This window comes from Flavobacteriales bacterium (assembly GCA_020635855.1).
Lineage (GTDB): Bacteria > Bacteroidota > Bacteroidia > JACJYZ01 > JACJYZ01 > JACJYZ01.
Genome location: JACJYZ010000004.1, coordinates 227088 through 252537, shown reverse-complemented (window position 1 = coordinate 252537; position 25450 = coordinate 227088). Strand labels below are relative to the sequence as shown.

Below are 25450 nucleotides of genomic sequence, written 5' to 3'. Positions count from 1 at the left end.
GTCAGCATGTTATAAAACCCCTCAAGTTATGGCCCTTGAAATGACCATCCCCAGTCCCGGTGAATCCATCACCGAAGTTGAAATTGCCAATTGGCTGGTGGCGGACGGCGACTATGTGGAAAAAGACCAGGTGCTGGCCGAGATCGATTCCGATAAAGCCACCCTCGAGTTGAATGCAGAAGCAGCCGGAAAGGTTAAGATCCTGGTGGAAGCAGGCAGTACCGTGAAAGTCGGCGACAAGGTTTGCACCATTGATACTTCAGCCAAAGCACCGGAGGGCCAGAAAGCAAAAGCTGAACCTAAGAAAGAGGAGGCGAAACAAGAAACCGCTGCTGCAGCCAAAACAGCAGAACCCGCCAAGTCCGAAGCAGCTCCGGTACAATCATCTTCCAACTACGCCACCGGTCTTCCGTCTGTGGCCGCCAAGAAGATGATGGATGAAAACGGCATGTCTTCAGGGTCCGTGCAAGGCACAGGAAAGAACGGCAGGGTGACCAAGGGAGATGTGCTCAGCGCCCTGGCAAATGGCACCGGTGCAGCCGCACCCGGTTGGGGAGGTAGAGAGATCGAACGTCAGAAACTGTCGAGCCTGCGTAGAAAGCTTTCACAGCGACTGGTAGCCGTGAAGAACGAAACGGCCATGCTCACTACCTTCAATGAAGTAGACATGAGTCGCCTCATGAGCTTGCGCAAAAAATACAAAGATGCCTTCGAGAAAACGCACGGTGTGAAACTCGGCTTTATGTCGTTCTTCACCAAAGCGGTGACCGAGGCATTGAAAAATTATCCGAACGTGAACGCCATGATCGATGGCGAAGAAATCGTTCACCACCGCTATGCGGATGTGGGTATCGCCGTGAGTACACCCAAGGGACTCATGGTTCCCGTGCTGCGCAATGCCGAACAAATGTCGCTGGCTGACATTGAGCGCAACATCGGCATCCTGGCCGTTAAGGCGCGCGACGGAAAGATCACCATCGACGAAATGACCGGCGGTACCTTCACCATCACCAACGGTGGCGTGTTCGGTTCAATGTTGTCTACACCCATCATCAACCCGCCCCAGAGCGGCATCCTGGGTATGCACAACATTGTGGAGCGCCCCGTGGCTGTGAACGGCCAGGTGGAAATCCGCCCGATCATGTATGTGGCACTTTCCTATGACCACCGCATCATCGACGGCAAAGACTCCGTTGGGTTCCTGGTGAATGTGAAACAAATGCTGGAAGATCCCATCCGCATGCTCACCGGTGGCAAAGATGCCGATGAGCTTTTGCTGAACTTGTAATGGCATGAGGATCTTTTTCCTCATCGGCCTTTTCCTATCGACCCTTACCGGTCTTGCACAACCTGCATGGCTTCCCGTGTCACCTGTGACCGATGCCAGTCTCCGCGGACTTTCAACCCCGGCTCCCGGTGTGATCTGGGCAAGCGGTACCAACGCCACCTGGATCCAGAGTGCGGATGACGGCAGAACGTGGCGGGTAGATACCATTGCTGCAGCCAAAGGCCTTGACCTTCGGGATATCCAGGCATTCGATGCCAACCGCGCCCTGGTGATGACCGCCGGCAGTCCGGGTATGATTTTCCTGACGGAGAACGGGGGTGCATCCTGGGAGAAAGTATACGAAAACACCGACCCATCTGTATTTCTGGATGGCATGGCATTCAATGGTTCCGATACCGGCTATGCATTCGGAGATCCCATGAATCATTACATGTTTGTGCTCCGCACCACGGATGGTGGACAAACCTGGAAGGCCATGGACGCAACCACTATTCCCAAACCACTGAAGGGCGAGGCCGGTTTCGCGGCCAGCGGAACAGGTATTGTGGCGATGAAGAACACCGTGTACATCGGAACCGGAGGAGGTGAACATGCACGCGTGTTCAGGTGGTCCGCAGATCAGAACGAATGGAAGGTTTTTGAGATTCCCCATATGCAAAGCGGAGAGGCGGCCGGCATTTTTTCCATGGCCTTCCGGAATGACATGGAAGGAGTTGTGGTAGGGGGAAGCTATACCGACTCCACCAACACCAAAGGCGTCTGCGCCATCACCGATGATGGCGGACAAGGTTGGCGGGAAGGTAAGCGGCCACCTCGCGGGTATCGTTCCTGCGTGGCATACCACAACGGCATGCTGGTGGCAGTAGGAAGAACAGGTTCGGATTATTCAACCGACGGTGGCGTTATCTGGGATTCGTTGGGTACCGATGGTTACTACGCTTGTACCCTGACCGACGACGGTGGATGGGCCGTAGGACGTGGAGGCAAGATGGCCAGGTTCATCAAGGATTAGGCTGGGTTTCACAAATAAGGTATTTCCTTGTTGTTAACGCTATTTGGTTCTGGAAGTCCTTAATTATTTTGCTTTGTAAGCCTGTTTGGGATGACTAATCATTTCTTGAATGGTATAAGAAAGTCTACCGTCTTGGATTAGTGGTTTAATGTATGTTCTGCTTATCCAATTTTCATCTTTACCTATTAGTAGAGCTAACTCAGATAATCTATACTCTCTTAGACTGCATAGTTCAACGATGATATTCTTAATCTTTTCTGCATTATTTTCTCTTTTCTTTAGCGAATTCAATTGAGTTTGTAATGTTGGTGTGAGTTCATTCCACAATGTTTCACCCTCTGTGTTAATAGTATTAGCTTCTGTGTTTGTCCTATTTGAATGATTATCAGCTGTTAAACCTTCTGTGTTTACCGTGCTATCTTCTGTGTTACTAGATTCAGCATTCATATCCATACTTCCTGGAGCAGCTATTTCAACAGATGCCGAACCGGAACCACTGGATTCTATATCCAGCCTATCACCTGCTACATAGTATGTTCCCCTGCCTTTTCCTAATTGTTTTAACAAATTGTTATCCCTGAGATAGCGTAGTTCTGTGCTTGCCTTGAGAGTATCTATATCTGACAACTGCCGGTATGTGTTATTGTCAATTGCTCCAACCTCCCTAACAAATATTAATGCCTGTTTTTGCTTATCATTAAGGTCAACGTCACCATAATTAGCTAACCAATCTAAATCAGATTTGGAAAGAAAATGATGCAATAGAAGACGAGCAGTAAATTTGTTATGAACTCTGTCAGATTCAAAAGTTGGTGGCGCAAGATGGGCACCAGATAACAACTTTCTCATTGCCTTAATTCCAGAACCTTTTGTTTCTGCAAGGTTTGTTTCATGAAAAACAGCAGCAATATATGGGTTGCGCGTTTCAGATCCAGGTGAACCTAATTGTTCTTCAGATTTCAAGGAGAATCCTGGGTTAACAATTTCAAGCCTGTTATCGTAACGGATTACTTGAATAGGAGAATTGACACGGTACGAGCGGTGCATTAGAGCATTTGTTACAGCCTCTCTCAGCGCCTTTACCGGCATACCAATCGTGTCAGCTTGAATATCTTTATCCTCTAGTCGGAATCCCTTTGGAAGATCTGAATAGATTGCATCCACAATCCGAAAAACAAGGGTTAGCAGGGGCCCTCTCATATCAACAGTTGTAAATCTTTCATCAGGATTTGCAATCCATTCATTACCAGGAATCCTTATATAATCCACTCGCATCATAGGAAATACTCTCCGCAAACTTGTTAGTTTTCCAAACAGCAACATTCCTGACACTGTGATGCGTTGAGACCCATCAATAGCTATCCCACCAAGTGACTGAAGTAATTCAGAATCACTATAAGTCAGTTCTTCAGCAGCTGGATTAATATTTGTGCGAAGGTCTCGATAACGTTTTAAAGCAACTTCATCAATATCAGCGATGCTTGTATAATCTAGAGGTGATTGATCAAAGGTTTTTTGATCGGAATAAAAAATAGGCAAATCATCCTCTGTACATCGATGGTCTGTTGGGCCTATACGCCTGTATGCGCCTTCAGGAAGCCCTTTGGATTTGAAATACAAAGGTTTTTGTTCTTTAGGAAGCTCAGGGACTTTTATTACCGCAACGGTTTTATCATTCACTTTTTCAATTCTAATCTCTGACCTTATTGGTATATTGAATGAACTAGCACATTGAGTTGCAAAATCCGATTGAATCTTGTCAGGATCCAGAATGGGGTCAATGATATATTGGGGAAATAGGCTAGATGGATCCTTCCTTGCACCAATCAAAATATACCCTCCTCCAAGCCCTGGTTCATTTGCAAAAGCACATACAGTTTCCATAACAGACGACGTAATAGCTCTGCTTGGCTTAGCTTCTATTTCCGTTACTTCATCCGTTGCATTTAGTTGGTCAAATAAGTCTTTTGCATTCATTTAAAAATATTTTTGCATCCGTTTGATAGATACATAATGCACTAAAAATGCTAAAATGTACCATAAAGGAGTGTTTAACCAGAAGTATCTTTTTCAATCCTTACCTATCAGGCAAGAAATGTACACATCAGCATCACATTCAATATGCATTGCTGTATTTGTGAACTTAAAACAGTTTGAACAGTTCTCAAATCGCTACAATCCCCCCAGGAAATCCACCAATTGTTGCTCCGTCACTTCCTGCATATCCAGGGCAACGGTCATACCGGCTGCAATGGTTTCGTTGGATTGATGCAGGCGGTAATTTCCACCCTTGTCTTTTGCCATGGCAATCACGGTGATGTCTTCCCCCTCAGGTACATTGGTTGATACCAGGCCGGACACTTTCAGCACGGAAAGAAAATTCTTAAAGGCAATGAAAACGTTGATGTTTTCGGTGCCGCTTCCATCCACCGTGAAGGTGATGGTGGTGTTGGTTCCGCCGCTGTAGAGTTTGTCGCAGTTGATCCAGCCCAATTTCGTCGGCCGGGTCTGATAAAAGCCCACCACGTCAAGGGCGGGATCGGCGGAATAGGTCCAGTTCTCGGCCGGATCCTGGCTGCTGTAAAACATCGTCATGCCTGTTTCGGGTGCGGAGCAGGGCATATCCACCCTGAAATATTTCCCCGGTTTGATTTGCAAGGGCTGACTGTCTTTGAAGGCTGTGAGTTTGATCTCGCCTCCGGACCTGAGCACCGTACCGTTGTCGCTGATGGTGGGCGTGCGGTACAGGATGATATCGCCGCGGGTGTAAAGTTCGATCAGTTTCAGGGTGATGGGGTAGGATACATCGTTGCTGTTGGCATCCATGAAAATGGAAGAGTCACCGTATAACAAGCTGCCCATTTTTCCTACAATCGGACCTGTGCCACCGCTGTCGAGCACGAATGTTTGTTCTTCCTGTTTGTGTGCGTCGAAGAATTCGTCCATGGATTCGAACGAATCGCCTTGTTCTTTGCGTACGCTCTTGCATGCAACGAAGAGTGTAGCGATCAGCAGGATCCAGATTCCGTATTTGTTTTTCATGCGTTTGCAGGTTGTCAGGTTAGTGTGCTGCAGGCGGACAGAACTCATGTGCCTGGCAGTATTTGAAGAGAAAGATCACACCGATGCGGAGTGAACCCTCGTGCCATTTCCAGTTGTACCGCGCCTCACCGAAGGGTCGCAGGCAGCCCCGGTTGAGCACCATACCAATACCCGGTTCCACGGCCAGGTTGTGTGGTTTGGCTTTTTCGGTGATGAACTCATCATAGTTGAACCAACGGTTCCAGCCCAGGTGCATCATGCCGTAGAATCCCCACTTGTAGTCGGGTGTGGTGTTGTAATGTACACCGGCACCGACATACATTTCCTTGTATTTGTTGAAGCCCGGGAAGAAAGTGATTTCCGGAGAAAAGAAGATGTACCGTCCCATGTAAAGATGTGCCCGGCCACCCAGACCGATCTCCTTGATGGAGTAGTTGTAGATCACTTCGGGTCCCAGTCCCCATGGACGAATGCGTTGGGCGTTGGCGGAAGTTCCGGCCAAAAACACAAAGGTGGAGATCAGTAACAGGTGAAAAAATAACGTTCGCTTCATCCGGCAGAAGTATTGAATGGCAGTGTTGACAAAGATTATGCCGGAAATGTAAAAAGAAATGAAGCACATTTCCGGGAGCGCCTCCATGGAACATGAACGGCCTGATGTGTATAAACTTATCCCGGGCGGTACCTTTTACCCGGCAGGGCCTTGACCAGTCCCCTGAACTCCAGTTGAAGTAAAACCGATGAGGTGCGGGCGGGTGTCCATTTCAACCCGGCACCCAGTTCGTCGATCGGAAGTTCACCGTGCGACCGAAGGATGTCAAGCAGTGCTTGTTCATCATCCGTGCAAACCGGGAAGCATTCGGTTTGGATGGATGCGGGTTTCTTCGGTTGCCAGTTCATGGCATGAATAATGTCTTCCGCCGATTCCACCAATGCGGCTTTGTTGGATTTGATCAGCGCATGACAGCCAGCCGAGTAGGGGTCATGCACATGGCCTGGCACGGCGAACACATCCCGGTTGTAATCCATGGCCAGCGACGCGGTGATAAGTGAACCTCCCGAAGTGGCGGTTTGTACAACGAGCAGGGCATCCACCATGCCGGCAACGATGCGGTTGCGTCTCGGGAAATTTTCCCGATCGGGTTGGGTGCCGCTGGCAAACTCGGTGATGAGGGCACCGTTGGTTTTCATTTTTTCGGCTATCTGTGCATGTTGTCCGGGGTACATCCTATCCAGTCCGTGACCCAACACCCCGAGGGTGGGCAGACCGGTGGCGAGGGCGGTGCGGTGAGCCATGATGTCCATGCCGTATGCCAGTCCGCTCACGATGCATACATCATGTGCCGCCAAATCGGTGATGATCTGCTCGCAAAGAGAAAGCCCGTATGCATTGGCCTTTCTGCTTCCCACCACTGCGAGTGCTTTGGAAGGATTCAGTTCTGCATTCCCCTCAACAAACAATAGGATGGGTCCGTCAGGGGTATGCCTGAGTCGGGAAGGGAAATCTGCATCGGTAAAGAATACCGGACGGATTTCTTTGGTCCGGATGAACTTCCATTCCCGAGCCGCGCGATCCAGGGCCTCATCTTTGTGTTGCCATACCGAACGGGCAGCTGCGGTGGAGAGCCCGGGCATTTTCAGGAGTTCTTTTTTACTGATATGAAAAATCGCGTCTTCACCGCCGGCGTATGCCAGCAGGATCTTGGCCGACTGAACCCCGACGCCCGGTATGAACAAGAGCGCGAGGCGATGTATCCATTGTGCATCCACCCTGAATCCGTTACATTTGTTGCGGCCAAAAGTAAACGATTGAAGGGCCCGGCCTCGCCAAACGTAAGTTCGAACATCACATTTTCCCGTATGAAATTCATAGGTATCATTCCGGCCCGTTATGCTTCCACCCGATTCCCGGGAAAGCCATTGGCCATGATCCATGGGAAGACCATGATCCGGAGGGTATGGGAGCAGGCTTCGAAAGCGGGTTTGGACAACCTGGTGGTGGCCACCGATGACGACCGCATCCGTGAACACGTGGCGTCCTTCGGTGGGAAGGTGGTGATGACATCACCCGATCATCCAAGTGGTACGGACCGTTGCAGGGAAGCATCCAATCACATGGATCCCGCACCCGGTGATCATGATGTACTCATCAACATACAGGGAGATGAACCCTATTTATATCCTGAACAGATCAGGGAACTGTGTGATCTTTTCGGGGATGAACAGGTGCGCATCGCCACGCTGGCCAAAAAGGTAGAGGATGCCGAAACCCTTCATGACCCCAACCGGGTGAAGGTGGTGACCGACCACGCAGGATGGGCCCTCTATTTCAGCCGTCAGGCCATCCCGTATGTAAAGGGTTTTCCTACGGCGGAATGGCTCGGTGAGCATACTTTCCTAAAGCACCTGGGTGTTTACGCTTTCAGGTATGATGCACTGAAAGCCATCGCCGCCTTGCCTGTATCGTCACTTGAAAAAGCGGAGTCATTGGAACAGCTTCGGTGGTTGCAGAACGGATTCCGTATCCGGGTGGGTATCACCGCGTATGAGAGTGCAGCGGTGGACAGACCGGAAGATGTAAAAAAATTACAGGCTCCGGGCCACTGACATCCTGTGGTTTTATGTATTTTTAGGCCGGCGTATCCATACTGTACATGTCGATCGAACCATATATCAAGCAACTGCTTTGGGCACATGATTGTGTGATCCTGCCGGATTTCGGCGGGCTGGTGGCGAATGAATCGAGTGCTCGCTTGCTGGTGCACCAACGGCGGTTACTTCCCCCCGGAAAACAATTGTCTTTCAACCCGGTGTTGCGCAACAACGATGGATTGTTGACAGATGCCGTGAGACAAGGGGAAGGCGTTTCCTATAACGAAGCGAAGCGTTTGGTGGCGGATGTATTGACTTCCTGGAAGGAACGATTGCAAAAAGGAGAACGGATCCGTGTGGATGAGGTAGGGCGGTTTTACATGAACGCTGCCGGCAAGATTCTTTTTGAACCTTCGGGTGAAGTGCATTTTGCGAAGTCGTCATTCGGACTCACACCTGTGGTGGCGGTGGCACGAGCCAGGGAGATCCCCCAACCCGTTATCACATCTGTTCAGGAAACCAAAGCGGTGAACATCATTGAACGGAGCATCACCCCCCAACCGGAAAAGAAGGAAATCACGGTACGCAGGATCCGACGCATCAGCGATTGGAAAGTTGCGGCGGTTGTTCCCGTCTTCATTGTGATGGGCGCCTTTCTGGCCTGGACCATTTCTCAATTCGGTTCACCCCAACCTGGTACCGATTTTTCTTCGCTGGAGATGACCGTACCGCAGGAAGATTCGGTTGTGCCGCAAACTTCATCCCCGGAAAGTGATGTGACCACCGCTCCCGTTGAAGATCATCAGGCAGAAGCGGTCAGCGATGAGAAGAAAGAAGATGCACCGCCTGCACAGCCGGCGCCCGTGGAATCCCAGCCCATCCAAGCGCCTCCCAAGGAGAACCGTTTCCATCTTATCGGAGGATGTTTCCGCAGCAAGCGGAATGCCGAGAAGAAACTGAAAGAATTGCGGAAACAGGGTTATGATGCAAGTATTGCAGGTCAGAACGAACGCGGTCTCTACAGGGTAAGCCTGGAAGGGTTCACCACGCGCGAGGCGGCGGAAGCCCGGTTGGAGGCGTTACGCGCCGAACATCAATCCGCATGGCTGCTCTCTCTTTAGATAAATTCACGATTGCTTCATCTGTAACAACCGGCAGGTAGGCGCAGCCGACTGCCATTGATTGAATACCATGTCAAGAATTTTAACCGGCATCCAGAGCACAGGAAAACCCCATTTGGGAAATATCCTGGGTGCCATCCTGCCCGCGATCGAATTGTCGCACCGGGATGAGAACGATGCGATCTATTTTATCGCCGACCTGCATTCCCTGACCACCGTGAGAGACCCGAAGGTGCTGAAGGAAAATACCCTCGCTGTAGCCGCCGCATGGCTGGCTTTCGGTTTGGATACCAACGACAGCATCCTGTTTCGTCAGAGTGATGTCACCGAAGTGTGCGAACTCACCTGGTACCTGAACTGCTTTACACCTTACCCGATGCTGGCCAATGCGCATTCGTTCAAGGATAAGTCGAGCCGCCTGAATGAAGTCAATGTGGGTCTGTTTGATTATCCGGTACTCATGGCAGCCGACATCCTCTTGTATGATTCGGAATTTGTTCCGGTGGGCAAAGACCAGAAGCAGCACCTTGAGATCACCCGGGACATTGCCGGCAGCTTCAACCATGCCTACGGAGAAACCTTGGTGCTGCCGGAAGCGCTCATCAATGAGAAGGTGATGGTGGTGCCCGGCACCGATGGCCAGAAGATGAGCAAATCCTACAACAACTACATCGACATCTTTCAAAACGACAAGGCCCTTCGCAAGCAGGTGATGACCATCGTCACTGATGCGAAATCATTGGAAGAGCCCAAAGATCCCGACACATGCAACGTTTTCAGGTTGTATGAACTGCTTGCAATGGAAGCGGAAATAGAAGACCTGCGTGCCAAATACCTGGCGGGCAATTTCGGTTACGGCCATGCCAAAGACGCCCTGTTCCAGGTGATCTGCAAACGTTTTGAAAAAGAGCGCAACGCTTACGAAGAGCTGATGGCCACACCGGCCCTCATCGAGAATGAGTTGTCCAAAGGTGCATTGCGGGCCAAGCTGATCGCCGGCAAGGTGATTAAGCGGGTGAGGGAGAAAGTGGGGTATTGATAATTAGGGATTAGGAATTAGGGATTAGGAATTGGGTGGAACCCATCCCGATCATCAGATCCGCTACTCCTTGATCTCCTGCCCGTACTTCTTCGCGTATTCCCGGTACAATTGTTTCTGATGGGTATCCAGGTCGAGTTTCTTCCCTGCGATGTAGGCCACTTCCAGGTGGTTCTTCATCATCTCCATCACATCTCCGGTTGACAGGAACAGGGTGGCGTCTTTGCCAACTTCCAGACTGCCCACGCGGTCGGAAATACCCAAGATCTCTGCTGCATGCAATGTGATGGATGCCAGGGCTTCCTCTTTGGGTACACCATAGGCCACGGTGGTACCTGCCACGAACGGCAGGTTGCGGGCGCCCATGGCTTCCATGTCACCGGCATAATCCAGGCAATAGGGAATTTGTGCACGGAAGAGTGCGGCAGCAGTTTTGTAAGGTTGGTCCACCGCCTCATCAGCACGGTAGGGCAACTCATGTGCCCTGCGCAGGATCACCGGGATGTGGTTTTCTTTCAGGAAGTCGGTTACCATCCAGGCATCCGCGGCGCCTACCACCACGATCTTCTTTACGTTTTTGGATTGGGCGAACTTCACGGATTCCATGATCTCCCGTGCATCGTTCACATGGATGTACAGGTTCTTGCTTCCATCAAACAAGCCCTGCATGGCGTGAAGCTTCATGTTGGTTGATTCAGGTTGTTTGTCTTTTGCGTAAGCGTTGGCCCGGTCAAAGAAAAGGCCTAGCTCTTCCAGTACATCGGGTTTGTTTTTGTTTTCCTGGATGCCTTCTTCTCCACGCCATGGGTTGCCCCGGTAACGGGTCACGGGCCAGTGCATGTGAATACCGTCTTCTGGTTCCAGTACCGCATCTTCCCAGTTCCAGCCATCCAGTTGCATGATGGCGGAGGTTCCGGATATCAGTCCGCCCTGTGGTGTGGCCTGGGATAGCAGCACTCCATTGGCGCGCAGGGTAGGGATGATCTTTGAATCGGTGTTGAATGCAACCAGGGCACGAACGTTCGGGTTCATGCTACCGGTTTCATTGAAATCAAGGGTGGGCCTGATGGCGTCGATCTCTGTCAGTCCGAGTGTATTGTCCGGTAGGATCAGTCCCGGGTACAGGTGTTTGTCTTTGGCGTGGATGACTTCACCGAACGCGGTGGTATCGGCTTCGGAGGCCCTGCCTACAAATGTGATTTTGCCCTTGTCGAAGCCAACCGCACCTTCCCGGATGAATTGTCCGTTGCCCACGTGAACCGTTGCGTCCATGATCAGGATGGATGTGGTTTGCGGGGATGCCGGTGTTTGTGCTTCCACCGGAACGTTCATTCCGATCAAAGCGGCAGTGGCAAGTAAAATATATTGTCTGTTCATGTTGATAAGAAATAGCATGTTCTGAGAATGGGATCAATCCATCCAGTAGGGTTCGTCTTCGAGGGTGTCGCAATGATACAATCGTTTGCCTTTCATAGCGGGCTTGTGGCCACCCTTGCCGCCTTCAGCCATCATTTTCTGGATGAGCCGTTCGCGTTCTTTGGCAATCATTTCCTGCATCTGTGCATCTTCCTTGCGGTCGAACAGGCACCTGCCATCCACAAAGGTTTTTTCAACTTTTGAATAGATGGAGAGGGGGTGGCCGGTCCAGAGTACCACGTCTGCATCCATGCCCGGCTGCAGGCTGCCCATGCGTTTGTCGAGGTGCAGCAGTTTGGCCGGATTGAGTGTGACGAACTTCAGCGCTTCCACTTCAGAAAGGCCGCCGTACATCACAGCTTTGGCTGCTTCCTGGTTCAGGCGTCGGGCCATTTCCGCATCATCGGAATTGTACGCCACGGTTACACCTTCGTTGTGCATGAGCGGACCGTTATACGGGATGGCATCTCTTACTTCCATTTTATAAGCCCACCAGTCGGAGAAGGTAGAACCACCCACACCGTGTGCCTTCATCTTGTCGGCCACTTTGTAGCCTTCCAGGATGTGGGTGAAGGTGTTCACCCGGAAGCCCATTGAATCGGCCACGTGCATCAGCATGTTGATTTCCGATTGAACGTAGGAGTGACAGGTGATGAAGCGTTTCTTGTTGAGGATTTCGGCCAGGGTTTCCAACTCGAGGTCGCGCCGGGGTGCGGGTCCTTTTTTAGCTGCCTGGTATTTCTTCCAGGCGTTGTCGTATTCACGTGCTTCGGTGAAAGCCTTGTAATAGATCTGTTCCACGCCCATGCGGGTTTGCGGATAGCGGTCGTTGTAATCGGGTGAGCGGTTCGACCATTTCACGTTCTCACCCAAAGCGAATTTGATAAACCCGTCACTTCCCTTGATCTTCATGTCTTCGGCGGATGCGCCCCAACGCAGTTTGATCAGTGCCGACTGGCCCCCGATGGGGTTGGCGGAACCGTGCAGCACCTGAACGGCGGTTACCCCACCGGCAAGTTGCCGGTAGATGTTGATGTCTTCCGGGTTGAGGATGTCACCCACGCGCACCTCGGCGCTGATGGCTTGTCCGGCTTCATTGATGCCTCCGTTTCCGGCGATGTGTGAATGCTCGTCGATGATACCGGGTGTAATATGCATGCCGGAACCATCGATGGTGTGAATGCCCGGCATGTCTCCGAGTATGCCTACTTTGACCACCTTTCCGTTCTGGATGAGGATATCGGCATTCAGCAGCATGCCTTTATCTGTATTGGTCCAGATGGTGGCATGGCGAATGAGCACGGTTTCCTGGGTGGGCATGGCGGTGCGACCGAAGGCAACTACATAAGGTGCGAGTGCCGCCTCGTCGGGCTCATCATCATGATGTTTGTGGTCTTTGTTTTCGTAGGGTTTGGTACGTATGGCCTGCCAGGAGACCCACATGCCGTTCTCGGTTTGTCCGCGCCCTTTGAATACAACGCTGTCACCAATCACACCCGACAGTCGCACCTGGTCTTTTGATGATGTATCTGCCTGGAAAGAAATCGTGATCCGGGTCCCGTCGAATTTCACGGCGGCCTTGGTGGAAGCGGAATCGGAGACCATGAGTTTGCCTTCGGGTTTGGCCGGCTGGCCGGAGATCTTCAGTTCGTTTTTCCTGTCTCCGAATGAGAGTTCATAAGTGCCGCGTATGTCGGGTCGGTTCATGTCTTCGATCACGTGACGTTGTCCCAGGGTCCAGTTTTCGTAAAGGGTGGTTTCCTCATCGAAGACCGGGCCGGAGGTGATGATGAAGTTGGCCAGTTTACCGGGTGTCAGACTGCCCACCAGTTGGTCTGCACGGAGAATCTTTGCCGGGGTGGTGGTGAGGGCCGACAGCGCCTGTTGCTCGGTGAGTCCGAACATCATGGCTTTGCGCAGGTTGGGAAGAAAGTCTTTCGGATCTTTCAGGTCGGATGCGGTGAGTGCAAAGGGCACGCCGGCTTTGGCCAGGCGGGCTGCATTGGTTGGGGCTTTTTCCCAATGTTCGAGTTCTTCGAGGTCCACCATCATGGCGTCGTACGGATCGCTCACATCATATGCTTCCGGAAATTTTACCGGGATGATGAAGGTGGCGCCGGTTTTCTTGATCTCATCGATGCGTTGGTATTCGTCGCCGTTTCCTTTGATGATGTACTGTTGGCCGAACTCATCGCCGAGACGGTCAGCGCGTAAGGCGTTCAGTTTGTTTGCCGCTTCAAAGATCTGGGGCAGCTTTTGCAGGTTGTTCCATGCTTCCAGCGAAAGGTTGTATTCGGTGGGGTTTTGTTTATACCAGGTGGCATCCATGTAGGTCTGGCGGATCAGGGCGATGCATCCCATCAGCGAGGTGGGATATGATTGCCTGGATGATCCCCGGTTGAAGGAGAGCATGGCAGCAACTTTACCGGATAGCACCAGTTCATTGTCGTTCTTGTCGGCCAGGCTCACCAGCGAAGAATTGCCCCGTGAGATGCCGTCGGGGTTGTAAATGTTCAGCGCACCGAAGCCTTGGGCTCTTAGCTTACCGGCTTCCTTTTCGTCGGGGGTGAACAAGGCCGATGCATCGGTTTCGGGTTGCAGCGCCTGGTTCCAGGCAAAGGGTCCGGTTTTGTTCGATTCATATTGGGTGCCCCTGCCGCTGCGGTCGCGGCTCACTTCCGGCATTCCGTAGGTGCTGTAGGCATCGATGAAAGAGGGGTAGATGGATTTGCCTTTCAGGTCGTACACCACACTGCCGGCAGGTATGCTCACATCCTTTCCGGTTTTTTCCACCTTGCCATTCCGGATCAGCAGGGTGCCATCCTCAATTATGTTCGAGGGATCCGTTACAAGCCGTGCATGTGTAAATGCATAGTACCTGTGGTCGTGATCGGGAATACCGTTATATGGGAATGTTTCCTGTGCCCGAACCCATCCTGCACATAGCAGAATGCCGGCTAAAAGCATGCAATACTTTCTCATGGATGAATTGAAATCTTGTTGAAAATCGGCGACGCGCCAAATATATGCTTATTACCATACCGCCGCAAATTAACATCGATTCGTTACTTTTGGTGACCTCAAAACCTTACCTATGTTTGAAAATCTGTTATTGATTCATAAGATCTGCGTATCGGTCTTCCTGCTGATCTACCTGGCCAAGGCGGCAATCATGGTGTCACGTCCCGAAAAACTTGCAAAGCTTTCCAAAGCGGTGAAAGTACCGGAAATGATCGTTGCTACGGGTTTCCTGGTAACGGGAATCTGGATGCTGATTGAGATGGGAGGCATACCCGGCTGGATGCATCCGAAGTTAACGGCCGTCGTGGTATCCATTCCGTTGGCAATCATCGGTATCAAAAAAAACCGGAAGGCGTTGCTGCTGATGTCGGTGGCCTTGCTGGTATACGCATACGGCGTTTCGGAAACCAAAAACCCGGCATTGTTCGGCAGCCCCAAAACGGAAGCAGTGGATACCACAGCGCCGGGGTATGATGCCATGGCGCACGGCAAAGAAGTCTACACCGGCTATTGTATATCCTGTCACGGACAAGATGGGAAGCTGGGCATGAACCAGGCATCGGACCTGTCTGCAAGCCATCTGTCTTTGGAAGAGCGCGAAAAAGTGATCACAGACGGTGGCAAACTGATGCAGCCTTTCGGCAACCAGCTTTCCAAGGAAGACATCTCCGCCGTGGCCCAGTACCTCGAGTCGTTGCGTTAAGTATGAAAGAACGTAAGCCTGAAGAGGTGCAGCGGCAGGAAGAGCACGGCCAGGAAACGGCGGTGCTGATCGGATTGGTAACCCAGGAACAACCTGAGGAATTGTTGCAGGAATACCTGGATGAACTGGCATTCCTGGCACAGACCGCCGGTGCGCTGCCTGTAAAAACGTTTACGCAGAAGCTTCGGAGTCCGGACCCCAGAACGTTCATCGGTTCGGGTAAACTGGAAGAGATCAGGTTCTATGTGAAGGAACACAAGGTGACCATGACCATCTTCGATGATGAATTGTCGCCGTCGCAACTGCGCAACCTGGAGAAGGAACTGCAGTGCAAAATCCTCGACCGGAACAACCTCATCCTGGACATCTTCGCGAAACGTGCGCAGACGGCACATGCCCGGGCGCAGGTGGAGCTTGCCCAATACCAGTATTTGCTTCCGCGTCTGACAAGGATGTGGACGCACCTTGAAAGGCAAAAGGGGGGGATCGGTATGCGTGGGCCGGGTGAACGTGAAATTGAAACCGACCGGCGTGTGATCCGCGACAAGATATCCCTGTTAAAAAAGAAGCTGGCAGAGATCGACAAGCAAAAAGCCACGCAAAGAAAAAACCGGGGTAAGTTGATCCGGGTGGCGCTCGTGGGTTATACCAACGTGGGCAAAAGCACCCTGATGAACCTCATCAGCAAATCAGATGTGTTTGCTGAGAACAAATTGTTCGCCACACTGGATACCACCGTGCGCAAAGTGGTGATCAAGAACCTGCCTTTCCTGTTGTCCGATACGGTCGGGTTCATCCGTAAACTGCCACACAGCCTGGTGGAGTCCTTCAAGTCTACCCTGGACGAAGTGCGTGAAGCCGACCTGCTGCTGCACGTGGTGGATATTTCCCATCCGCATTTTGAAGACCAGATGCAGGTGGTGCAGGAAACCCTGATGGAGATAGGTGCCGTGAACAAACCCACGATCATCGTCTTTAACAAGATCGACGCATACCGGCATGTGGAAAAGGATCCCGATGACCTCGGTCCGCTCACCCGCGAGCACATGACGTTGGATGACCTTCGCAAAAGCTACATGGGCAAACAGGCCGGTCTGGCGGTATTCATCTCTGCGATAGAAAAAGAGAACATGGACGCTTTCCGGGAATTGCTTTACGAAGAGGTAAAACGCCTGCATGTGCTCCGCTACCCCTACAATGATTTCCTGTACGATTTAGAAGAATAAGTGATACTATTTGTCGCGTGTAAATCTTCGCAAACGCACAAATAACATACTGTTCTTTGAAAAGGAAACAAACTTTTATACCTTGGCCACGCTCATTTCAACCCTTAATTAATAGCTATGAAAAAGATCTTGATGCTGTTTGCTGCGATGGCCATTGCTGTCAGCGCATTCTCCCAGACCTACAGCCCGGACTTTCTGGACGGAACCGTGGTCTTTAAAATGAAAGATGTGGCCGATGCGAACATCGGTGCACGTGAAGTTCAACCCGACCCCAACGTGTACAGCAAGGTCGAGTCGATGGCCCAATACCCCGCCCTGCAAAAGGCGCTGCGGTCTTTCGCCGTCTCTCAACTCGAAAGACCTGCCTATTACACCGGCAAGGCGGATCTTCGCAAAGTGTTCCGCGTGCATTTCGATGACTACACCCGTATCGACGAGATTATCGCGGCACTGAAGAACAGTGACCTCGTGGAATACGCCGAGAAGGCACCCATCTACAAAATTGATTACACACCCAACGACACCTATTACAGCGGTACCGATAAATGGTACCTCGACCAGGTGGGTGCGTCCACCGCCTGGGACATCAGCACCGGCCGTCATGAAGTGAAAGTGGCGATTGTGGACAACGCCGTTTACACGGATCACCTGGACCTGACCACCTTCAAGAAACGTGACGTGGCTGATGGGGATGACGACCCCACCCCGCCCAAACAGTACAGCCAGGACCAATCGTGGTCACACGGTACACACTGTGCCGGACTCGCGACCGCAGACATCAACAACAGCCGCGGTATCGCATCATTGGGTGCAGCCGTTGAACTGATCGGTGTGAAGACCACACCCAACAGTGCTGCAGACGGTCAGTCGCTCTACTATACATATGACGGTGTGCTTTGGGCCTGCCAGAACGGTGCGCACGTGGTGAGCATGTCTTTCGGCGGCCCTGATTTCAGCCAGGCCTTCCAGGACCTCATCAACGCTTACCCCGAAGTGGTTTTCATGGCGGCGGCTGGTAACGATGCCACCACCACCATGTCCTATCCGGGTGCTTATGACAATGTGATCTGCGTAGGTTCCGTGGACGTGAACGACAGTCGCTCCAGCTTCTCCAACTACAACGCGGGTGGAGATTCATGGGTGGACATCGCATCTCCGGGTGGCCATTCTTACGGCGGGTTGCTCAGCAGTGTGTATACCACTTCAAGCGGTTACGGTCGCATGGGCGGTACTTCCATGGCTACTCCGTTTGCAGCCGGACTCGTGGGTTTGATGCTCAGCGTGAATCCGACCATGACACCCGCAGAGATCGAAAGCTGCCTGAAGTCAACCGGTAAAACCATCAACCAAAGCATCGGTCCGCGCATTGATGCCACCAAGGCCATGCAGTGTGTGCAAAGCACGCTTACAGGCGACCCCATTGCGGATTTCTTTGCAGACCAGGTTCAGCTATATGTAGGCGACAGCACCACCTTCACCGATAACTCGGTGGGAGGCGGCAACGCCATCACCACATGGGAGTGGACATTCACAGGAGGTACGCCGGCCACTTACAACGGCAAAACACCCCCGGCCATCAAATACACCGCCCCCGGCGACTACAACGTATCGCTGAAAGTGACCAACTCTCAGAACAACAATACCAAAACCAAAACCACCTACATTCATGTGAGCCTTGAGCCGTTCGGTGCTTGGGAACAGCAGAACAGCGGTTTCTCCACGGCCAACAGGGGTATCACCAATATCTCCATCGTGGATAAGAACGTGGTGTGGGCAACTGCCTACGACGGTTCCGGTAACGCAGCCAATATCCAGGAGTTCACCAAGACCACCGACGGCGGTGCTACCTGGACCCCGGGTACATTCGGCCTGGGCGATACCAAACTGCTCATCGCAATGGTGTTTGCCATTGATGCCAACACGGCATGGGTGGCGGCAGCGCCGAACACCGGCAGTGGCAACGGTGGTATCTGGAAAACCACCAATGGTGGCTCCACCTGGACGCGCCAATCCACCGCGACCTACAGCAACGCATCCTCGTTCACCAACATCGTGCACTTCTGGGATGCCAACACCGGTTTCTGCATGGGCGACCCCATCAACGGTGATTTCGAATTGTACACCACCACCAACGGAGGTACCACATGGACACAGGTGTCCGGTGCCAACATCCCCGACCCGGTGAGCGGCGAATACGGTTATACCGGCCAGATCGAAGTGGTGGGTAACAGCGTTTGGTTCACCACCAACAAAGGGCGGTTGTACCGTTCCAGCGACAAGGGCATGACCTGGGCCGTGGCCCAAACCCCGCTGACAGATTTCGGCGGAACCAGTGAGAGCGGAAGGGTATCCTTCAAAGATGCTTCAAACGGTATCATCATCAACAATTCCAAAAAGGTGTGGAGAAGTACAGACGCCGGTGCCACCTGGTCGGCTGTTACCACTACCGGAACTTTGTATGGTGGTGATGTATGCTGGATCGAAAACACCAACACGGTGTTCTCCGTAGGCGCGGCCAGCGGCGGTTCAGGTTCTGCATTCAGCTCCGACGGCGGAACCAACTGGAACATCATCGACACCGAACCGCACACATGTGTTGAGTTCCTGGATTCCATCACCGGTTGGTCAGGTTGGTTCAATGAAAGCGCTTCCGCAAAAGGTATGTGGAAATGGAAGAACCTCAAGAACCCGCTGGTACCTGATTTCACTGCCGACAAGCTGCAGGTATGCGCAGGCGGTTCGGTTACTTTCACCGACCAGTCCACCGGCAGTGCGCCCACCATCTGGAACTGGACGTTCCCCGGTGGTACACCCGGAACATCGACCCAACAAAATCCGACCATCACCTATAGCACCCCGGGTGTGTACGATGTAACCCTGGATGCCAACGATGGCAGCGGTGCAAAAACCAAAACCAGGTACGGTTATATCTCTGTGATCACTACGCCGGCAACCCCGGGAACGATTTCAGGCAATACCACACCGTGCCCCGGTGCCACCGAAGTGTACAACGTACCGAGCGTATCAGGTGCAACCTATTCGTGGACGCTTCCCGGCGACTGGACCGGTACCAGTACCATCAGCAGCATCTCGGCCACGGTGGGCAGCGCTTCCGGTAACGTGAGCGTATCTGCAACCAATGCATGCGGCACCAGCTCCAACAGCGATCTGGCCGTTACGCCTACCGTGTCGGTGCCTACCGCAGGTATCAGTCATGATGTAGTGGGCGATTCGGTATCCTTCACCAGCACCTCCACCAATGCCGATACATGGCAGTGGGATTTCGGCGACGGCGGCATCAGCTACCTGGAAAACCCCGGTCACACATACACCGTGAATGGCACCTATTATGTTCAATTGATTGTGAACAACGGTTGTGGTGCGGATACCACCATGGACACGGTGACCATCACTTCGGTGGGCGTTCGTGAACTGGCGGAAGGCACAGTGGAACTTTACCCCAACCCGGCTACCGGCCAGGTACAAGTGAAACTGGGCAGAACACCACAACAGCCCGCTGACATGCGCATCACGGATGTGGCAGGAAAACTGGTGAAGCAGGTGATGCTGCAGAACCAATACACCACGCTGGATGTATCAACACTTCCCCGGGGATTGTACTTCATTACCCTCAACGGTGGTGAGGCCATGATCCGGTTCGTGAAGGAATAATTGGGTAAGACCTGAATTCAGAACAGGCGGTTCCGTACGGGGCCGCCTGTTTTTTGTTGGGGGATTACCAGATGCCCGGAATGAACTTCCATCTGACCTGCTGGCAGTATGCCTGGTAAGCCGGATCGGATTTGAGGTGCATTTCTTCTGTGATGCCCCTTAACAGGTAAATGGCCGTCCACAGCGCCATATACAGGATAACGATGGGGCGACCGGGGATGGCGGGAAGGATGGTGAACCACCACATCAGGTTTTTGGCCATGTAGTGCGGATGACGAATGATCTTGTAGGGACCCGTGGTGATGATGCCCCGGTTGGTCAGGTTTGAACATCTGACCCCGAGCACAGCCACACTCCAGAACATCATACCCATCAGCGCCAACATCACAAGCCGCACGATCATTGTGAGTGTTTCGGTGCCGAAACTTGCGTTGATGTTGATCTCAAAAGGAACATGCCTCGAAATTTCATTTGAAAAGGGTGGGTAGCATGCCAGGGTCACGGCCCATCCCAGCAAGGTGGTGTCAACTGATTTCACGCGGTTGTTCAGGGCCGGCATCTCCACCACATATCCGAACAGGTAAACCAGGGTGAGGGTGACGTAGCAAAGCGATACCAGCAGCGGAAACATCCAATGATTGAACAGTGAAATTCCCTGGTAGGTAGAAAAATCATCGGACGAATGCAGTACATAGTATTTCAGGTTTGCCAGGTTGCGGTAAGTGAAATTGAGCATCACCGGGATGTAGTAAGCTTTCACCAGGAATGCAAGGAAGGCGGTTCGCTCTTCGTGTACAACAGGGGATGACTTTCGACGTATGATGACCCCGGCCACATGCGACAGAAAACGTCCCATCAGGATGCCTTTGGTTACCTCACCGGAAGCCACTTTTGCACGCGCCACGAACCATGCATATACCGTATACACGGATGCCATCACCCATATGCATGCCTGGAGACGCGGATTGAGAAACCATTGGTAGTAGGGCAGGCTGTGATAGATCCCAACGGGCACCCACACCATGACCATTTCAGCGAGGTATTGCGTCCATACGGAGGGTTGCCTGTTTTGTAACATGTGGACAAAGGTAGGCATACATCAACACATCGGTCCTTTTCATACCTTTGATTCATTCATACCTTTTTCCATGCGCATCCTGATCATCGAAGACGAACCCAAACTGGCCGCTTTTGTGCAGCAGGGCCTGGAGGAGAACGGTTACCAGACCGAAGTGGTGTACGATGGTTTGATGGGGAAAAGGATGGCACAAACACAATCTTTCGACCTGGTGGTACTGGATGTAATCATCCCCCACCTGAATGGCCTTGAACTATGTGCCTGGCTGAAGGCGGAGAAGCCCCAATTGCCGGTACTCATGCTGACCGCCCTGGGTACCACCGAAGACAAGGTGTCGGGCTTTGATGCGGGCGCCGATGATTACCTGGTGAAGCCTTTTGAATTCAAGGAATTGCTGGTCAGGATCCGTGCGTTAACCAGGCGGTCCTCCGCCGAATTGAAGCAGTCCAACCAGCTCGTGGTAGGAGACCTCACGCTGGATCTGGACAAGAAAATAGCCGTCAGAAACAACCAGACCATTTCCCTTACGGCCAAAGAATTCGCATTGCTTGAGTACCTGATGCGCAACCGGGGACGTGTGGTGTCCAGGGTGGATATCGCCGAAAAGGTTTGGGACATCACCTTCGATACGGGTACCAATGTGGTGGATGTATATGTGAACCTGCTGAGAAAAAAGATCGACCGCAATTTCGACCACAAACTGATCCAGACCCGGATCGGAATGGGATACATACTGCAAGACTGATTCCGTGCAAATACGCCAGAAACTCACCTACCTCTTCGCGGCCCTGGTGGCACTTGTTCTGCTCGTGTCACTGGCGGCGATCTACATCCTTTCCGCTGATTACAGAAGAGATGACTTTTACGATCGCTTGCGAAGCAAATCCTCCAATACCGCCAAGTTGTTGATTGAGGTGGATGAAGTGGATGTGGGTTTGCTGAGGAAAATCGAAACCGCCAATCCTTCCAGCCTGCCACTTGAGAAGATCACAATTTATGATGACCGGAATGACATTCTCTTTTCCACAGACGAAGACAAGATCATACAGGTAAATCCGGCCTTGCTGGAGAAGATCCGTAAGGTAGGGGAAATGGCTTTTCTTCAGGATGATTATGAAATCCTGGGGTACACCTATGCCGATCGGGAGGATCATTTTGTGGTGGTGGCTGCCGCGGTGGATATATACGGACTTAAAAAACTGAAGAACCTCCGCATGGTGATGGCATTGGTATTCGGTGCCAGTGTTGTGCTGGTTTTGTTCCTGGGACGTGTATTCGCCGGTCGTGCATTGAACCCCATCTCAAAAGTAGTGGGCCAGGTGAAACGAATCACCATATCCAGCCTGAACCTCAGGGTGGATGAAGGCAACCACCAGGACGAAGTGGCCAAACTCGCCCAAACATTCAACGAGATGCTGGGACGACTGGAAGAAGCATTCAACATGCAGAAGAACTTCATCGCCAATGCATCCCATGAGTTACGTACCCCGCTGACCGCAATCACCGGGCAACTCGAAGTACTGATGATGCGCGATAGAAGTACGGAAGAATATAAGAAGACGGTGGCTTCCGTGCTGGAAGACATGAAGAGCCTGAACATGATCTCGAACCGCCTGCTCCTGCTGGCACAGGCGTCTACCGAAAAACGGGAAGGAGATTTCAAGCCCGTTCGCATTGACGACGTGCTTTGGCAGGTAAGGTCGGAAGTCATCCGTCGTCAGCCCGAAAGCCAGGTGGAGATCACGTTGGATGAAACCCTGGAATCGGAAGAACAACTCACTGTAGACGGAATTGAGAATCTCCTGAAATCAGCCCTTCAGAACCTCATGGAGAATGGCTGCAAGTACAGTTCGAACCACACCGTCAGGGTACATGTTTCCACTTCCGGGCCGCAGCTGTTGCTGAGTTTTTCTGACCAGGGCATCGGTATTCCCAAAGAAGACCTGCGGCGGATATTCGAACCGTTCCATCGGGGGAAAAACACGGCAGGTATCCCCGGTCATGGTATCGGACTTTCCATTGTTGACCGCATTGTTAAACTGCACGGAGGAGAGCTGTCGGTTGTTTCGATTCAGGATCAAGGAAGTACGTTCACCGTTCGGTTTCCTCCGTGCAAAACGGAGGTTATTCAGGCCTCCCATTGACATTAATGCGTTTTTAATCCCGCTTTCATCGGGTCTTAAGCATCCGGTGGTTATTTGGTGTAACAATCGTTTCACCAATACCGATGCATATGCAAACCGTAAGCGTAATCCTGACATCCTACAACGCGGCGGGTACGATCCGCCGCACACTGGAATCCATCTTCGCCCAGGAAGGTGCCGGAAAATTGTTCGACCTTGATGTGATTGCCGTCGATGACTGTTCAACGGATGAGACCGTATCCATCCTACAACAATATCCCGTGCGCATCTTTTCCACCCGGCAGAATTCCGGTGGGCCCAACCAGGGAAGGAACATCGGCCTCACCCACGCCATGGGCGAGTACATCTGCTTTGCAGACCATGATGATCAATGGGTGAACAACCGGGTTTTGCTGCAATTGAAAGCGGCCCCTTTCGGCCTGGTGATAACCGGCTGGCACAAAACAATGGATGAAAAACTGGGAAGGGTATATGAGGCAAGGGAGACATCTCCTGCCATCAAGGTGTATCAACCGAATGAAGTTTTCCTGATGAAACTGGCGCGTCGCAGAAATACCCAGAAGGCGCACTTCGGAACCATCATGATCCATCATTCCCTGAAACACATTCGTTTTGAAGAACAATTCGGCATGGTCGACTATGACTGGATCCTGAATGTCTTCCGGAACAACCCCAGTGTGGAAGTCAGGAAGTGCATCATGATCCGGCATACCCATTTCAACAACCTGTCCATGAATTATGAATTCCGGAAATACAATTACTACAAGTCGATGATGGCCATGGAGGCATACGAGTACGACTATCCCGAACTGGTGGCGGAAGGTATACGCAGGTTGAATGGCGCGCACGGTCGCTTCCATTACCTCATCGGTGAAATGCAAAAAGCGCGTCGCTATTTCAGACGCTCGGTGTTGAATCCCGTGACCTTGATGTACTATATGACCAGCTATGCAGGTGCCGGTATCGTGAAGAAGAACTTTAGGGTATCCAACGGATCTTAAGCACTTCTTCATCGGGTTTTCATCCCGTCTTCATCCCGACACACGAAATTCGATCTACAACCAACACAACCATGAATACACACACCGAAAATTCGGAAAAGAAGATCAAGTGGATAGCACTAGGTGCCACTGTGTTGATCTTCGCCATGTTCGCAGGACTTCTGTACATGCATGACAACAATAAATCACTTGCCGACCTGCTCAGTAAGGAAAGGAATGAATCGGACAACCTCCAGAGGGTGGACAAAGAACGCCAGACTGAAATGCAACAATTGACAGGCAACCTGGCCAGCGCCATCCGCAACCGACTCGAACTGGCCCGGGAGCTCGAACTGGCTCAGAGCAAAATGAAAGAACACGAGTCGAAGCTGAAAAGCAACATGTCGGGAGAAAAACAGCATGCAGCCAAATTAAGGACCGATCTGAATACAAGCATCGATGCCAAACGGAAACTGGAAATAGAAATCGTGAACCTTCATAACCGCTTGAAGGAATCGGATGCACAGATCAAGCGACTGAGCGATACCCTGTCATTGATGGAGGAAAAGCTGAGAGCCAGCAATGAAAAGCTGGTGTTGTATGAAGCCGTGGCTTCCGGAAACCTGAGGGTGGAAGCCACCAAGAAAACCAAAGACCGGTTAACCGTGAACGCCAAGAAAACCCACAAGATCGCTGTCAGTTTTGACCTGCCGGTAAGCATGGCTGACCAGGTGAAGTTCAGGCTGACTGCACCTGACGGAACGGTGTACGGAGAAAATGACGATGCGATATCGGTTGAAATTCTGGAATCCGACGGATCCTTACAGGCCAGCGCCGACCAGACGCTGATTCGGGAAAATGAACCTTCCAAACGTGTGGTGATGACGTTTGCACCCAAGCAAAAACTCACCGGGGGTATTTACGAAATTGATTACTACAACCGTAATCAGATCGTAGGCTCCTGTCAGGTAAAACTCAGATAACCCTGCCACCTGACGATGGAGATTGGACGGGAGCCCTGTAGTGATACGCTACAGGGCTTTTTTTCTTAAAGGATAGTGATGCCGTTTCCTTGCCACAAGGACACCAAGGCGCCAAGATGGTCATTCTGCATTC

19 protein-coding genes are annotated in these 25450 nt (G+C 51.8%); 12 read left to right on the top strand and 7 right to left on the bottom strand.

Annotated features, from left to right (window positions below; all coding sequences use genetic code 11):
- Positions 1–28: 28 nt before the first annotated feature.
- Both odhB and H6585_13105 read left to right on the top strand, forming a co-directional pair.
- A complete protein-coding gene (odhB, locus tag H6585_13110; GenBank protein MCB9449272.1) occupies positions 29–1288 on the top strand; it encodes a 2-oxoglutarate dehydrogenase complex dihydrolipoyllysine-residue succinyltransferase in 1260 nt (419 codons plus the stop codon).
- Between the two features lie 4 nt (positions 1289–1292).
- Complete coding sequence (locus H6585_13105) at positions 1293–2300, top strand: glycosyl hydrolase (GenBank protein ID MCB9449271.1); 1008 nt, start codon at positions 1293–1295, stop codon at positions 2298–2300.
- 63 nt (positions 2301–2363) lie between these two features.
- On the opposite strand, the gene H6585_13100 is transcribed toward H6585_13105, so the two are convergent.
- The 4 genes from H6585_13100 to dprA all read right to left on the bottom strand — a co-directional run bounded on the left by H6585_13100 (position 2364) and on the right by dprA (position 7112).
- The gene (locus H6585_13100; protein MCB9449270.1) at positions 2364–4277 is read right to left on the bottom strand and encodes a putative DNA binding domain-containing protein; all 1914 of its coding nucleotides are present in this window, start codon (positions 4275–4277) and stop codon (positions 2364–2366) included.
- Between the two features lie 195 nt (positions 4278–4472).
- Complete coding sequence (locus H6585_13095; GenBank protein MCB9449269.1) at positions 4473–5342, bottom strand: hypothetical protein; 870 nt, start codon at positions 5340–5342, stop codon at positions 4473–4475.
- 19 nt (positions 5343–5361) lie between these two features.
- Positions 5362–5895, bottom strand: coding sequence for a hypothetical protein (locus H6585_13090; protein ID MCB9449268.1), 534 nt, complete (start codon positions 5893–5895; stop codon positions 5362–5364).
- 116 nt (positions 5896–6011) lie between these two features.
- The gene (gene dprA, locus H6585_13085; GenBank protein ID MCB9449267.1) at positions 6012–7112 is read right to left on the bottom strand and encodes a DNA-protecting protein DprA; all 1101 of its coding nucleotides are present in this window, start codon (positions 7110–7112) and stop codon (positions 6012–6014) included.
- Positions 7113–7202: 90 nt separating this feature from the next.
- On the opposite strand from dprA, the gene kdsB reads away from it, so the two are divergent.
- The 3 genes from kdsB to trpS all read left to right on the top strand — a co-directional run bounded on the left by kdsB (position 7203) and on the right by trpS (position 10094).
- Positions 7203–7949, top strand: a complete 747-nt coding sequence (kdsB, locus tag H6585_13080) for a 3-deoxy-manno-octulosonate cytidylyltransferase (protein ID MCB9449266.1) — start codon at positions 7203–7205, stop codon at positions 7947–7949.
- Positions 7950–7996: 47 nt separating this feature from the next.
- Positions 7997–9055, top strand: a complete 1059-nt coding sequence (locus H6585_13075; GenBank protein ID MCB9449265.1) for an SPOR domain-containing protein — start codon at positions 7997–7999, stop codon at positions 9053–9055.
- Positions 9056–9125: 70 nt separating this feature from the next.
- Positions 9126–10094 (top strand): tryptophan--tRNA ligase, encoded by a 969-nt coding sequence (gene trpS / locus H6585_13070; GenBank protein MCB9449264.1) that lies wholly within the window; start codon positions 9126–9128, stop codon positions 10092–10094.
- A gap of 63 nt (positions 10095–10157) precedes the next feature.
- Here the strand turns inward: trpS and H6585_13065 are convergent, their stop codons facing one another.
- A complete protein-coding gene (locus H6585_13065; GenBank protein MCB9449263.1) occupies positions 10158–11471 on the bottom strand; it encodes an amidohydrolase family protein in 1314 nt (437 codons plus the stop codon).
- 33 nt (positions 11472–11504) lie between these two features.
- A complete protein-coding gene (locus tag H6585_13060; protein ID MCB9449262.1) occupies positions 11505–14492 on the bottom strand; it encodes an amidohydrolase family protein in 2988 nt (995 codons plus the stop codon).
- Positions 14493–14604: 112 nt separating this feature from the next.
- Between H6585_13060 and H6585_13055 the strand changes: the two genes are divergently transcribed.
- The 3 genes from H6585_13055 (at position 14605) to H6585_13045 (ending at position 20132) form a co-directional block, all read left to right on the top strand.
- Entirely contained in the window at positions 14605–15234 is a 630-nt protein-coding gene (locus H6585_13055; protein MCB9449261.1) for a SirB2 family protein, read from the top strand.
- Positions 15235–15236: 2 nt separating this feature from the next.
- A complete protein-coding gene (gene hflX, locus H6585_13050) occupies positions 15237–16460 on the top strand; it encodes a GTPase HflX (protein ID MCB9449260.1) in 1224 nt (407 codons plus the stop codon).
- A 117-nt stretch (positions 16461–16577) separates the two neighbouring features.
- A complete protein-coding gene (locus H6585_13045; GenBank protein MCB9449259.1) occupies positions 16578–20132 on the top strand; it encodes a S8 family serine peptidase in 3555 nt (1184 codons plus the stop codon).
- A 64-nt stretch (positions 20133–20196) separates the two neighbouring features.
- Here the strand turns inward: H6585_13045 and H6585_13040 are convergent, their stop codons facing one another.
- Positions 20197–21210: a DUF1295 domain-containing protein gene (locus tag H6585_13040; GenBank protein ID MCB9449258.1), complete on the bottom strand. Its 1014-nt coding sequence runs from the start codon at positions 21208–21210 to the stop codon at positions 20197–20199.
- Between the two features lie 70 nt (positions 21211–21280).
- On the opposite strand from H6585_13040, the gene H6585_13035 reads away from it, so the two are divergent.
- The 4 genes from H6585_13035 (at position 21281) to H6585_13020 (ending at position 25317) form a co-directional block, all read left to right on the top strand.
- On the top strand, positions 21281–21955 hold the full coding sequence (locus tag H6585_13035; GenBank protein ID MCB9449257.1) for a response regulator transcription factor: 675 nt from the start codon (positions 21281–21283) through the stop codon (positions 21953–21955).
- A 4-nt stretch (positions 21956–21959) separates the two neighbouring features.
- On the top strand, positions 21960–23354 hold the full coding sequence (locus H6585_13030) for a HAMP domain-containing histidine kinase (protein MCB9449256.1): 1395 nt from the start codon (positions 21960–21962) through the stop codon (positions 23352–23354).
- Positions 23355–23443: 89 nt separating this feature from the next.
- Complete coding sequence (locus H6585_13025) at positions 23444–24355, top strand: glycosyltransferase family 2 protein (GenBank protein MCB9449255.1); 912 nt, start codon at positions 23444–23446, stop codon at positions 24353–24355.
- 71 nt (positions 24356–24426) lie between these two features.
- Positions 24427–25317, top strand: a complete 891-nt coding sequence (locus tag H6585_13020; GenBank protein ID MCB9449254.1) for a hypothetical protein — start codon at positions 24427–24429, stop codon at positions 25315–25317.
- Positions 25318–25450: the final 133 nt, after the last annotated feature.